This window comes from Anoxybacter fermentans, from assembly GCF_003991135.1.
Taxonomy (GTDB): Bacteria; Bacillota; Halanaerobiia; order DY22613; family DY22613; genus Anoxybacter; species Anoxybacter fermentans.
Genome location: NZ_CP016379.1, coordinates 1,123,934 through 1,137,584 on the forward strand (window position 1 = coordinate 1,123,934; position 13,651 = coordinate 1,137,584).

At 38.6% G+C, this 13,651-nt stretch carries 15 protein-coding genes; 1 reads left to right on the plus strand and 14 read right to left on the minus strand.

Translation table 11 applies throughout. The features are described from left to right. Positions 1-31 precede the first annotated feature (31 nt). Complete coding sequence (locus BBF96_RS05055) at positions 32-838, minus strand: PIG-L deacetylase family protein (protein WP_164730909.1); 807 nt, start codon at positions 836-838, stop codon at positions 32-34. A gap of 728 nt (positions 839-1,566) precedes the next feature. On the opposite strand from BBF96_RS05055, the gene BBF96_RS05060 reads away from it, so the two are divergent. Then, positions 1,567-2,598, plus strand: a complete 1,032-nt coding sequence (locus BBF96_RS05060) for an aldo/keto reductase (protein ID WP_127016141.1) — start codon at positions 1,567-1,569, stop codon at positions 2,596-2,598. A 46-nt stretch (positions 2,599-2,644) separates the two neighbouring features. On the opposite strand, the gene BBF96_RS05065 is transcribed toward BBF96_RS05060, so the two are convergent. The 13 genes from BBF96_RS05065 to BBF96_RS05125 are packed head-to-tail and all read right to left on the minus strand — an operon-like array spanning position 2,645 to position 13,620. Further along, positions 2,645-3,901, minus strand: a complete 1,257-nt coding sequence (locus tag BBF96_RS05065; protein ID WP_127016142.1) for a Glu/Leu/Phe/Val family dehydrogenase — start codon at positions 3,899-3,901, stop codon at positions 2,645-2,647. A 42-nt stretch (positions 3,902-3,943) separates the two neighbouring features. Then, a complete protein-coding gene (locus BBF96_RS05070; protein ID WP_127016143.1) occupies positions 3,944-5,074 on the minus strand; it encodes a sodium ion-translocating decarboxylase subunit beta in 1,131 nt (376 codons plus the stop codon). A gap of 12 nt (positions 5,075-5,086) precedes the next feature. Further along, complete coding sequence (locus BBF96_RS05075) at positions 5,087-5,461, minus strand: biotin/lipoyl-containing protein (RefSeq protein WP_127016144.1); 375 nt, start codon at positions 5,459-5,461, stop codon at positions 5,087-5,089. A 2-nt stretch (positions 5,462-5,463) separates the two neighbouring features. Next, a complete protein-coding gene (locus BBF96_RS05080) occupies positions 5,464-5,805 on the minus strand; it encodes an OadG family protein (protein WP_127016145.1) in 342 nt (113 codons plus the stop codon). Positions 5,806-5,816: 11 nt separating this feature from the next. Continuing rightward, a complete protein-coding gene (locus tag BBF96_RS05085) occupies positions 5,817-7,388 on the minus strand; it encodes an acyl-CoA carboxylase subunit beta (RefSeq protein ID WP_127016146.1) in 1,572 nt (523 codons plus the stop codon). A 16-nt stretch (positions 7,389-7,404) separates the two neighbouring features. Beyond that, positions 7,405-7,803: a methylmalonyl-CoA epimerase gene (gene mce, locus BBF96_RS05090; protein ID WP_205665717.1), complete on the minus strand. Its 399-nt coding sequence runs from the start codon at positions 7,801-7,803 to the stop codon at positions 7,405-7,407. A 15-nt stretch (positions 7,804-7,818) separates the two neighbouring features. Next, complete coding sequence (meaB, locus tag BBF96_RS05095) at positions 7,819-8,781, minus strand: methylmalonyl Co-A mutase-associated GTPase MeaB (protein WP_205665718.1); 963 nt, start codon at positions 8,779-8,781, stop codon at positions 7,819-7,821. A 19-nt stretch (positions 8,782-8,800) separates the two neighbouring features. Continuing rightward, on the minus strand, positions 8,801-9,196 hold the full coding sequence (locus BBF96_RS05100; RefSeq protein WP_127016148.1) for a cobalamin B12-binding domain-containing protein: 396 nt from the start codon (positions 9,194-9,196) through the stop codon (positions 8,801-8,803). A 20-nt stretch (positions 9,197-9,216) separates the two neighbouring features. Continuing rightward, positions 9,217-10,893, minus strand: coding sequence for an acyl-CoA mutase large subunit family protein (locus tag BBF96_RS05105; RefSeq protein ID WP_127016149.1), 1,677 nt, complete (start codon positions 10,891-10,893; stop codon positions 9,217-9,219). Positions 10,894-10,911: 18 nt separating this feature from the next. Then, positions 10,912-11,457 carry a 2-oxoacid:acceptor oxidoreductase family protein gene (locus BBF96_RS05110; protein ID WP_127016150.1) on the minus strand — a complete coding sequence of 182 codons (546 nt, stop codon included), beginning with the start codon at positions 11,455-11,457 and terminating at the stop codon, positions 10,912-10,914. Beyond that, entirely contained in the window at positions 11,457-12,284 is an 828-nt protein-coding gene (locus tag BBF96_RS05115; RefSeq protein WP_127016151.1) for a thiamine pyrophosphate-dependent enzyme, read from the minus strand. Before BBF96_RS05115 ends, BBF96_RS05110 begins: the two co-directional genes overlap by 1 nt. Then, on the minus strand, positions 12,285-13,418 hold the full coding sequence (locus tag BBF96_RS05120; RefSeq protein ID WP_236777882.1) for a 2-oxoacid:acceptor oxidoreductase subunit alpha: 1,134 nt from the start codon (positions 13,416-13,418) through the stop codon (positions 12,285-12,287). Next, positions 13,411-13,620 carry a 4Fe-4S binding protein gene (locus BBF96_RS05125; RefSeq protein WP_127016153.1) on the minus strand — a complete coding sequence of 70 codons (210 nt, stop codon included), beginning with the start codon at positions 13,618-13,620 and terminating at the stop codon, positions 13,411-13,413. Before BBF96_RS05125 ends, BBF96_RS05120 begins: the two co-directional genes overlap by 8 nt. Positions 13,621-13,651 lie beyond the last annotated feature (31 nt).

Genomic DNA, 13,651 nt, shown 5'->3' on the forward strand with positions numbered 1-13,651 from the left:
TTATTAAATGCAGTTTTCAATTATGTCATTTCTAGCAAATTCCGTCCAAAAGATCATTTTCCATCACTTCATATGCATACCCAGGAATATTACAATGAGCTAAAATATAATATTCGTGATCATCTAATTCATCCATTCCGCCGGCAAATTTAAAAACTCGTTGAATATTAAAACATTGGGTTTGATGACACCTTATTGCTTTTTTCTTCTCTTCCAGATAATCTGTTACATTAATAATTGTGGTAATTTTATTATCTATATACCTTTTTTGCTCTTTAGAATTAGTGATTGAGATTAAATGATGGGAGGGTACAGTCAAATAATATAATTTTACCGGTGTGTAAATTTCTTGTCGTTCAGTCTTATAAAATGGGTTATTACATAAATAGTAGGCATGGGTTACCCATTTATGCACGGTTATATGGTCTTTATGATTAGAGATTCCGGTGGGATCAAAAGTAATTATTATATCTGGTTTTTCCCGCCTTAAGAAAGTAACCAGACGGTAAATTGGTTCAGATGGATTCAACTCATTAAGATGACCATCAGGATAATCCAATACATATAGATCATTAATGCCAAGGATCTTACAGGCTCTCTCTAATTCGTTAATCCGTATTATTTTAAGTTCATCTGGTGGAATCTGACCTTTTATGTTTCCATCATGTCCCTTCTCTCCCCGAGTAGCGCAAATGTAAATTACCTTAATGCCTTGATGGGAGTATTTAGCAATAGTCCCAGATGGAATAAAAGATTCATCATCAGGATGAGCCAGAATAAAGGCAATACAGGGCTGTTGTTCTATTTTAATTTTTTTAAAAGATATAGCTTCATTCACTATCTTTCCTCTCCTCCCCTTCTTCCTTCACTAATATTTTCACCAGAGAAAGAAAATATCATGACAAATCTTTTCTACTTTATTGGTTATAATAAAATAGTCTTTCCAACATCTTTTCCCTTAGAGATAACTATTACTTTAATATCATTTTTCTTTCATCCCATTATCCTTTATATGGTTAAACTGCAAAAAGCTAATTTTTCGCTTCTTGAGAAATTTTTCGAATCATCTAAAGCTCGATTTCCGCCGAAATAAGGTTTCCTAATCAAAGGGCCCTTCTGGCCCTTGATTAGCTCATCACCTCCTGTGATGAGGCCTTATTTCGTCGGAAATCGAGCTAAGATGATTTGGCGAAAAATTTCTATGTCGCTCAAAATTAGCTTTTTGCAGTATAATCTTATATGAGATTATAAAAATTCAATAGGTTAAGGGAGGATTTAGCTGGTGAAAAGTATAATATTAAAAAAATAAAGCTATATATTTAATGATTAAACTGCAAAAAGCTAATTTTGAGTTGCTTAACCATCTTAAGGAGACTGAAAGAAAAATAAGGCCTCATATAAGGAAGTAATGAGCTAGTGAGCTAATCAGGTCAGGAGATCCATTGATTAGTATGCCTTATTTTGACTGAAATCGAACTTTAGATGGTTCTAAAAAATTTTTTGAAGCGATAAATTAGCTTTTTACAGTAAAATCTTTAATTTTTATTATAAAGGAGGAAACTTTAGATGCTAACTGCAAAATTAGGTAGAACAGAATTAGAAATAAACCCACTTGGATTTGGCGGTATTCCCATTCAAAGAATAAGTTTTGAAGCTGCCACCGAATTATTAGAATATGCAATTAATAAAGGCATTAACTTTATCGATACTGCTCGTCTTTATGGGGATAGTGAAGCAAAAATCGGACAGGTTATACCCAAATATCGTGATCAAGTAGTCATTGCTACCAAAGCTATGTCCAGAGATAAAGCTGGAATGGCCGCTGAAATTGAGGAAAGTCTTAAGAATTTAAAAGTAAATTGTATTGATATCTATCAATGTCATAATGTCCGTTCTATAGAGCAATTAGATCAGATTTTAAGTGATGATGGAGCTTATGCCGCTCTATTAGAGGCAAAAGCTCAAGGTAAAATTAAATTTATTGGAATTACTAGCCATAAAACCCCTATTCTTATAGAAGCTATCCGTCGAGATAAGTTTGATACTGTACAGGTACCTTTTAATATTATCGAACAAGAACCTGCAAAAGAACTCTTTCACCTCTGCAAAGAAAAAAATATTGGTGTAATTATCATGAAACCTCTAGCAGGAGGCGCATTAAAAGATAATGCTCCTGCTTCCCTTAAATATATCTTAAATCATCCTGTTAGTGTAGTTATTCCCGGGATGGAAAGTAAATCTCAGGTAGATGAAAATTTGAGTGCTGTTCTTAATCCTACTTTGACAGATGAAGAAGCCAGGGCTTTACAGGCTGAAGCTGAGTCTCTTGGCAACCGTTTTTGTCGTAAATGCGATTACTGTGCTCCGTGTCCTAATGGAGTGGATATTTCCTTTATGTTTATTTTGGATGCTTACTACACCCGTTATAATATGCCGGAATGGGCTACAAACCGCTATAGATCATTAAAAATAGATGCAAGTAATTGTGTTGAATGCGGTCAATGTGAAGCAAAATGTCCCTATGAGTTACCAATTATAGAAATGCTAAAAGAAGTTCATAAACATATGGGAAAAGAAGTTCATGAACACATTAAATAAAATAGACTCCTCTCTGCAGAGAGGAGTCCGTTTTTATAACCTAACTTTAACACCAGCCGCGAACACGCATTGCTTCTGCCAGGCGTTTAATGGCCACCATATATGCAGCTGTTCTCATATTTATATTTTCATATTCAGTATAAACTTTATAAACATTTTCAAAAGCTTTTATCATCAACTCATTAAGACGGTTTATAACTTCTTCTTCACTCCAGTAGAAGTTCATTAGGTTCTGTACCCATTCAAAATAAGATACCGTTACACCACCAGCATTAGCCAGAATATCAGGGATGACGAGAATACCTTTTTCCGATAAAATCCTATCTGCTCCAGGTGTGGTTGGGCCATTAGCACCTTCACTGATAATTTTTGCAGTAACTTTATGAGCATTTTCTTCTGTAATCTGATTTTCTAAAGCTGCCGGAACTAGAATATCACATTCAATATCGAGCCATGCCTCAGGTTCTAACTCCTTTGTCGCACCTGGAAAGCCTTTTACCAACTTATCGTGAGATGCTGTATAATTCATAAGTTCTTCAATATTTAGACCATTTTCATTATAAACTAATGCAGAAATATCAGAAGCAGCAATAACTTTTGCCCCAAATTCTGCAAGATATTTAGCAGCATAACTACCTACATTACCAAACCCCTGGACAACAACCCGGGCACCATTTAAGTCCAGACCAATCTTTTCAGCAGCTAGTTTGGCAGCAAGCGCAGTACCATAACCAGTGGCCTCGGTTCTACCTAAAGAACCGCCAAAGTTTATAGGCTTACCAGTTAGCACACCCGGTTCATTATAACCACGTATTTTTGCGAATTCATCAACCATCCAGGCAATAATTTGTGGGTTAGTATTGACATCTGGAGCCGGAATATCTTTATGATCACCAATGATTGGAGCAATTGCTCTGATATAACCACGTGCCAATCTTTCCAATTCGGCTTGTGATAATTCACGTGGATCAACCTCTACTCCACCTTTACCTCCCCCATATGGCAGACCCAGCAGAGAACATTTATAAGTCATCCAGGCAGCTAATGCTTTAACTTCATCCATATCAACCTGTGGATGAAACCGAATGCCACCTTTGGTTGGTCCTAAAACATCATTGTGCTGACAACGGAATCCGTTAAAAACACGGATACTTCCATCATCCATCTTTACTGGAAAAGAAACAATCAAAGTTCGCATCGGTTCTTTCAAAAGTTCACAAACAGCTTCATCAACTTCAAGTACCTCGCAAGCAGTCTTCACCTGTTCCAATACGATTTGATACAGACTTTGTTTTTTTGTCATGTTTCAGCCCCCTCTTTTTTAATATTTTTTTATTTTTAAATTTTAAGAAAGAACTGACAATAATACACCGGCAGCAATAGCTGAACCTAAAACTCCTGCAAAATTTGGCCCCATTGCGTGCATAAGTAAATGATTGCGCGGATTAGCCTCTAACCCAACCACTTGGGAAACCCGGGCTGCCATCGGGACAGCAGAGACTCCCGCAGACCCGATCAATGGATTTATTTTCCCGCCTGTTAACTTGCACATCAATTTACCCAATAAAACACCTGTTGCAGTACCAATTGAAAAAGCAACCAGACCTAAAAGGATAATTCCAATGGTATCGAGTCTGAGGAAAGCCTCAGCTTTCGCGGTGGCTCCAACAGTTAGCCCTAAAAAGATAATTATCGTGTTCATCAATCCATGTTGGGCAGTTTTCACTAGGCGGTCGACAACACCACTTTCTCGCAATAAATTACCGAACATCAAACAACCCAACAGAGGTATAGCTGACGGAACTAAAAGTCCGCACAATAGTGTAACAACAATAGGAAACAAAATTTTCTCCAATTTGGTAACAGGGCGGAGCTGTTCCATAACAATTTCCCGTTCCTCTTTAGTTGTTAAAGCTTTCATAATAGGAGGCTGAATAAGGGGAACTAATGCCATGTACGAATAAGCTGCAACAGCAATCGGTCCTAATAATTCGGGAGCCAATTTGCTGGCAGTAAAAATTGCTGTAGGCCCATCTGCCCCACCAATAATTCCTATAGCTCCAGCCTGCTTAGGGTTAAAACCCATCGCAAGAGCACCCATTACAGTACCAAAAATTCCAAACTGAGCAGCTGCCCCTAAAAGTAAAGTACTGGGTTGGGCAATCAGGGGCCCGAAATCAGTACAGGCCCCTACCCCCAGAAAGATCAGAGGTGGATAAATCCCCAATTTTACACCCTGATATAAGTAATATAGCAGACCTCCAATTTGACCATTCTGGGGAGGTGCCATTAACCCTCCCAACGGAAGATTTGTCAATAACATGCCAAAACTAATGGGTAAAAGCAATAATGGCTCATATTTCTTTTTAATCGCCAGGTAGATCAGAAATCCAGCAATAACAAACATAATTAATTGCCGCCAGCTTAGATTAACATACCCGGTACTTTGAATAAAAGTTATCATTCGTTGTAACATGACGCCCCCTCCTTATTCGATCTCAACTAAAAGGTCATCTGAATTTACAGAGGCTCCTACGGTTGTATGGATTGCTTTTACTGTACCTGAGACAGGGGCTGTCAGATTGTTCTCTAATTTCATGGCTTCCAGAACGACCACTGTATCTCCTGCATTTACTTTATCTCCTTCTTTAACATTAATAGCAAGAATTGTACCAGGCATCGGAGCAATTACATTTTTTTCATTAACATTAACCTTTGATTTATTTGTTTTAAGTTCAACTCCAGCCGGAATTGGAACCGGAGTTTTGGGCTTAACCATCGGTGCTGGCCTACTGCCACTTGTAATCTCTTCAACCTCCACCTCAAACTCCTCACCATTCACTCTAACCAAAAATCGTCTCATAATTAAGTCCCCTTTCTCCTACCATAATTAAACTCCTGTCCAATAAGATTAATGGCCTGTTTCCAGGTCGAAGACCCTTTCTTTTTAATAGAAATAACCCGGTAGCTGGTATCTCCCATAACAACCTGAATTGCTGCCATAACAGCGGCAATTTTGGCGTTTTTATTAATATCTATCTGGCTAGTATCATTCTGGACAGGGATTTTTTCTTTCTTTTTCAAAGGCTTATATCTAAGATAATTGCCCATGTATTTTAAGATAACTGATAAAAAATATAGTACCAAAAAAACTGTACCCATTCCCAAAACCAAAAGTTGCCAGCCAATGCTAAAATTCTCTACCATATTAACCCTCCTTATAGCGGAATATTACCATGTTTTTTGGGCGGACGATATTCGCGTTTATTCTGGCACATCTCCAGAGCATTGATTAAAGCAATTCGAGTTTCAGCAATATTGATTACATCATCAATCATACCACGTTTAGCTGCAACATAAGGATTGGCAAAATGATCTCGATATTCTTTAATCTTTGCTTGTCTCACCTCTTCGGGATTTTCAGCATTGGCAATTTCTTTACGGTAAATAATATTAGTTGCACCTTCAGGTCCCATAACTGCAATTTCAGCAATTGGCCAGGCATATACGATATCAGCGCCCAATGATTGACTACACATACCCAGATATGCTCCACCATAAGCTTTTCTGACAATTAAAGTTATCTTGGGTACAGTAGCTTCTGAATAAGCATAAAGGAGTTTAGCTCCGTGGCGAATGATTCCACCATATTCCTGATTAGTACCAGGCATATAACCAGGAGTATCAACCAGGGTAATTAATGGGATGTTAAAGCAATCACAAAAACGGATAAATCTAGCTGCTTTATCTGAAGCATCAATATCCAGACATCCGCCAATATTATTTGGGTTGTTGGCAATAACTCCAACAGTTCGACCGTTTAAACGTCCAAAACCAACGATGATATTTTCTGCAAAATGGGAATGTACTTCCATAAAACTATCTTTGTCAAGAATGATATTTATTACATTTCTCATATCATAGCATTTTTTCGGATTTGCCGGAACGATATCAATCAATTCTGGTGTTTCCCGGTCTGGTGGGTCAGTTGGAGTATAGTATGGCGGATCTTCCTGGTTATTGGATGGTATATAGCTTAATAAAGCTCGAATCATTTCAAAACACTCATCTTCACTTTGTGCCATAAAATGTGCGTTTCCGCTGATTTTGTTGTGAATAGCTGCGCCACCCAAAGCTTCTGGTGAAATCTCTTCTCCAGTTACTTTCTTAATTACATCAGGCCCTGTAATGAACATTTTACTGATTTGATCAACCATAAAGATAAAGTCAGTGATAGCTGGAGAATAAACTGCTCCGCCAGCACATGGTCCTAAAATAACAGATATTTGCGGAATAACACCTGAAGAGATAGTATTTCTAAAAAAGATATTACCATATCCGTTAAGGGCATCTACACCTTCTTGAATTCTGGCTCCACCTGAATCATTTAATCCTATTAGTGGAGCTCCATTTTTTAAGGCCAGATCCATGACCTTAACAATCTTTTGAGCATGTGCTTCACCTAAAGAGCCACCCATAACAGTAAAATCCTGAGCAAAAACATATACTAATCGATTATCAATGGTACCATAACCAACTACAACACCTTCGCCAGGTACTTCCCTATCAGCCATACCCAGATCAGTACAACGATGAGATACAAACATAGATAACTCCTGAAAACTACCTGGATCTAATAACTTCTCAATTCTTTCCCGGGCTGTATATTTTCCCTTCTTATGCTGTTTTTCTATTGCTTTTTCTCCACCACCTAATCGTATCTTTTCCTTTAATTCTTTAAGTTCTTTAATCTTTTCTTCTGTGTTGAACTGTTCTTCTTTGTTTACCACTTAATATCCCTCCTTTCTATTCCGGCCTTTCACATAGTTCTAAGAGTACACCATTAGTGCTTTTGGGATGAATAAAGATAATTTTAGCTCCACCAGCACCAGGTGTTGGTTTGTCACCAATAAATTGAACACCAGCTTTTTTCAATCGTTCAATCTCGGCTTCAATATCCTTAACCCTAAGAGCTATATGTTGAATACCCTGGCCCCTTTTTTCGATATGTTTGGCAATAGGACTTTCAGAATCTGTTGGCTCAAGAAGTTCAAATTTGCTATCACCAATGGGTAAGAAAGCAACACGGACCTTTTGTTCCTTAACTTCCTCAATTCCTTTTAAATGTAAACCCAATATCTTATGATAAAATTTTAATGATTCATCCAGATTTTTTACGGCAATACCCAAATGGTCAATCTTCATTTTTACAATCCTCCTTCACTCATTACTTTCATATAACCAGGGGCAATATTTTTGTACCAACCGGTCTATTTCAGTGAATGGATCTGATTCCCTTTTAAGAATTTGAGTTAAAACCTGATCAAACTCAGAACTTGTAAAGATTTTGGAAATAATATTTTGTTGAAAGAGATTATGAAGCCGCTGGCTTATTTTTTTTATTAAGGCTTTTTTTCGATCCTGAGCCAGTCTGGCACTTATCGCGAGATATTGATGATGCCTTTCAATCTGGTCCACAATTTCTTCAATTCCTTCACCCTTATCTGCAATACTTACTAGAACCGGCGGCCGCCACTCTAACTGAACAAGATCTAGCATATTCTCAATCAATAATTTCATTTTGGCTGTACCGGGCCGATCTCCTTTATTGACGACAAACAGATCACCAATTTCCATAATCCCAGCTTTAAATGTCTGGATATCATCTCCTGCTTCGGGAACTGTTACTACAACTGTAGTATCAGCCAATTCCACAATTTCTACTTCTGTTTGTCCAACACCGACAGTTTCGATAATAATATATTCAAAACCAGCAGCATCAAGAATCAATGCAGTATCATAAACAGCTGGACTCAAACCACCAAGTGAACCCCGGGAAGCCAGGCTTCTTATAAAAACACCGGGGTCGGTATTTAAATCATTCATCCGTATCCGGTCTCCTAAAATTGCACCACCACTAAAGGGGCTTGTGGGGTCAACGGCAATAACCCCTACCTTTTTACCCTGTTTTCGCCATACTTTAACAATTTGGTTTGTTAGAGTACTTTTTCCAGCTCCAGGAGGGCCAGTGATCCCCACCAGATAAGCTTTACCTGTATGCGGAAACAATTCTCTTAAAAGATCACTGGCTCTGATAGATTCTCTTTCAATCAGGGAGATGGCTTTGGCAATTGCCCGAGTTTGTCCTTTAATGACTCCCTGAACCATATTTTGCAAATTCACTTGTATTCACTCCCATAAATTAAGTTTTAACATTTTCTTTAATGAATTGAATAATATCCTGTGTTGAGGTTCCTGGAGTGAATATTTTTGCAATACCAATCTCTTTCAAACCAGGGTGATCATCTGGAGGTATAATTCCGCCAGCAATTACCATTATATCATCAGCATTTTTCTCTTTCAATAATTTCATTATCTTTGGAAAAAGAGTATTATGGGCTCCGGAAAGACAGCTCAATCCAATGACATCCACATCTTCTTGAATAGCGGCATTGACAATCTGTTCAGGAGTCTGGCGGAGACCGGTATAAACCACTTCCATTCCAGCATCCCGTAATGCACGGGCAACAACTTTAGCACCACGATCATGTCCATCCAATCCGGGTTTAGCAACCAATACCTTGATTTTTCTTCCCATTTCTTTTCCACCCCCTCTTCTTAAATCAAAGCTGCCTGATATTCCCCAAATACTTCCCTTAACACACCACAAATCTCACCCAAAGTTGCATAAACTTTAACCGCTTCATAAATTGGCGGTATCAGATTATCCGTACCCTGTGCAGCTTCACGAACGGCTTTTAATGCAGCATCAACTTTTGCCTGATCACGATTATTTTTAAGCTCTTTTAATTTCTGTATCTGACGAACTTCCAATTCTGGATCGACTTTAAGAATTTCAATCTCTTCTTCAGAATCAACAATAAATTGATTAACACCAACAATGATCTCTTTTTGAGCTTCAACAGCACGCTGATATTTATAAGCACTTTCCTGAATTTCATTTTGAACAAATCCGGCTTCAATGGCTTTTGCCATACCACCCATTTCTTCGATCTTCTTTAAGTATTTCATAACCTCTTCTTCTATTTGATTTGTCAAAGCTTCTACATAGTAAGAACCACCCAATGGGTCAATAGTGTCAATAACACCACTTTCATGAGCAATAATCTGTTGAGTTCTAAGAGCAATTCGAACGGATTCTTCAGTCGGCAGACCCAGTGCTTCATCAAAGGAGTTGGTATGCAAGGATTGGGTACCACCTAATACTGCTGCTAATGCCTGAAGTGTAACACGAATTATGTTATTCATTGGCTGCTGAGCAGTTAATGCAGAACCTGCAGTTTGAGTATGGAATCTAAGCATCATTGATTTCGGATTCTTTGCTCCAAAACGTTCTTTCATCAATTTAGCCCAAATTCGACGGGCAGCTCTAAATTTAGCTACTTCTTCTAAAAGATTCATTTGCGCATTAAAGAAAAATGACAATCTAGGAGCAAAGTCATCTACATCCAACCCGGCTTTGATCGCTCGCTCAACATATTCGATACCATTACCCAAAGTAAAAGCCACTTCCTGTACTGCTGTCGCACCTGCTTCCCGGATATGGTATCCACTGATACTGATGGTATTCCAACGCGGCAGGTTTTTAGAACAGAATTCAAAAATATCAGTAATAATCCTTAGAGAAGGAGTAGGTGGAAATATATATGTCCCGCGGGCAATGTATTCCTTTAAAATATCATTTTGAATTGTACCGGAGAGTTTATCAAAACTGACTCCCTGTTTTTCAGCTACTGCCATATACATACATAAGAGAATAGCAGCAGGAGCATTAATTGTCATTGAAGTACTTACTTTATCTAATGGAATCCCATCAAAGAGAACTTCCATATCAGCTAAAGAGTCAATAGCTACTCCTACCTTACCAACTTCACCCTGAGCTAAATCATGGTCGGAATCATAACCGATCTGGGTTGGTAGGTCAAAAGCAACACTTAAACCTGTCTGGCCCTGCTCTAATAGGTATTTATAACGTTTGTTGGATTCTTCTGCAGTACCAAAACCGGCATACTGGCGCATAGTCCATGTTCTACCCCGGTGCATGGTCGGATAAACACCACGGGTAAATGGGAACTCTCCAGGAAATCCTAGATCCTTAAGATAATTCATATCAGCAATCTCTGCCGGAGTATATAAGTTTTTAACCTCTATATCAGAAGAAGTTGTGAATTTTTCCTTTCGCTCACCAAAGCGTTCCACAACTTTTTTTACTTTAGTTTGATTCCATTCTTCTTTTTTCTCAGATATTTTTTTCACTTGGTCAAGGTCAAACAATTTAATTCCTCCTCTCTCCTACTTTTTAGCTTCTTTTTGCATTCTTAATCCCAATTCAAAGGCTTTAGTATTTAACTCTTCAGTTCCTTTAGGTACCCGGGCCAGCACAGCCTCTTTTAACTTCTCAGAACTAATAAAATCAAGACAACCACAAATGACACCTAAAGAGATAATATTTGCTACCAGAGATTTCCCAAGTTCTTCTCTTGCGGTCCGTAAAATCGGTAACCTATAAACTTCTATGGTAGATGGAAGATCCTCAGTATCAATCTCTTCATCTGCGATAAGAATACCGTTTGGCTTTAAATCCTTAACATATTTATCATAAGCCTTCTGGGTTAAAGTTAAAAGCAGATCAGGATTAGTCACCTTTGGAAAATAAATAATTGATGGTGAAATGACAACCTCTGCTTTACTGGCACCACCCCTAGCCTCAGGACCATAAGATTGAGTCTGAACCACATTATAACCACCTTCTAAAATAACCCCTTCAGCCAGGATGATTCCTGCCAGAATCAATCCCTGACCGCCTGCACCACTTAGTCGTATTTCATAACGATTCATTATTTTTGCCCTCCCTTCCGGGCAAGTTCAATAACCTTTTCATATGCCTTTGTATATTCAATCTTAGTATCATCATGATATAAAATTCCGGTAACAATTTTCCCCGCTTTCTCTTCTTCTGAAAGTTTATCATATACCTCTTTAGAAACTGTAACTTCTTTTTGCCACATAAGCATTTCTACAGGATCAGCAAATTTATTTCTTCTACCATAATTGATTGGGCACTGAGTTAATGTTTCAATAAAAGCAAAACCGTCGTGGGTTAATCCTCTGGCTATTATATCAATTAATTGTTTTACATGATATGCTGTACCCCGGGCTATAAAAGTAGCACCTGCACCTTTTACAACATTACAGATATCAAATTCCGGGTCGATATTACCATAAGGAGCAGTTGTTGCCTTTTTACCTACAGGAGTCAATGGAGAATACTGTCCACTGGTCATACCATAGATATTGTTATTAAACATAATCACAGTCAAACCGATATTGCGCCGACAAGCGTGAATAAGATGATTTCCTCCAATAGCGGCACCATCACCATCACCTGTGACCACAATAACATTTAATTCAGGTTTAGCCATCTTGATACCGGTAGCAAATGCGATAGCACGACCGTGAGTTGTATGTAGTGTATCAAAATTCATATAACCAGGAGCCCTTGAAGAACAACCAATACCGGATACTATCACTGTCTTATCCTGTTCTAGACCAACTTTATCTATAGCTCTAACCAATGCCCCCATAATTATACCATGTCCGCACCCCGGACACCAGATATGGGGCAGTTTATCTTGACGAAAATATTTCAACAAATTGGCATTCATTTAGAGCACCTCCCGGATCTTATCTAAAATCTCTTCTGGACGAATGATATCCCCATCAACCCGATGCAAACCGATAATTTCTGCTTTTCCAAGAGTAGCCCTTTGAACTTCCCTCTGAATCTGACCCAGGTTCAGTTCAGGAATGATAAAAGCCTTGACTTTTTTGGCAACCTCCAATAAATACTGATCCGGGAAAGGCCAGATAGTTATCAATTTAATCCATCCCACTTTCTTGCCTTCTTTACGTGCACTCTCTACAGCAGAGATAGCTGAACCCATAATGCCTCCATAACTTAAAACGACAATCTCTGCATCATCTAAATATTTACTTTCAATCAGTGTCACTTCATCCTGATATTTTAAAATTTTATCATGGAGCCTGAGTAATAGATCAGAAATCATAGGGGATTGGCCTTTTGGAAAACCAGTCTTATCATGATATAAACCTGTTATGTGGAAGCGATAACCTGTACCGTAATCAGCAATAGGCGGAATCAGATCTTCATCAGGCTGATAAGGGAAATATTCTTCTGGTTTACATGTAGGCCGCTTTCGATTTATTATCTCTATCTCATCTGCTCCGGGCAATTTTACATTTTCCCGCATATGTCCTACTATTTCATCTAATAGCAAAATAACCGGACTCCGAAATCTTTCTGCAAAATTAAAGGCTTTGATGGTAAGATCAAATGCTTCTTTTACGTTACTGGGTGTCAGAGCAATAATGGAACTATCACCGTGAGTACCAAATCTTGCCTGAATCATATCACCCTGGCCCGGAGAAGTTGGCAAACCTGTACTCGGGCCCATCCTCTGCACATTGACGATTACACAGGGAATCTCAGTCATGACAGCAAACCCAATGTTTTCCTGCTTTAGTGAAAATCCAGGGCCACTGGTTGCAGTCATGGATTTTAAGCCAGCTAAAGAAGCACCAATAGTAGCTGCCATCCCACCTATCTCATCTTCCATTTGAATAAACTTTCCACCTACCTGTGGAAGCCGCCGGGCCATTCCCTCTGCAATCTCAGATGATGGGGTAATGGGATAACCGGCATAAAACCTACAACCTGCAGCAATAGCTCCTTCGACAACAGCTTCATTGCCCTGGAGCAGTATTTGTTTTTCAGCCATCATTCTTCACCACCTCAACAGAAATTGCATAATCAGGACAGCGCAGTTCACATAACATACATCCAACACATTTTTCAGGAGCTACTAAAACTGCAACATTTTTCTCTAATGCCAATACTCCGGTTGGACAGAAAGAGACACATATATTGCATCCTTTACACCATTCTGATCTAATAGAAACCTTGCCTTTCCGCCTGGCCATCATAAATCCTCCTTCTTCCTTTTACTGGGCA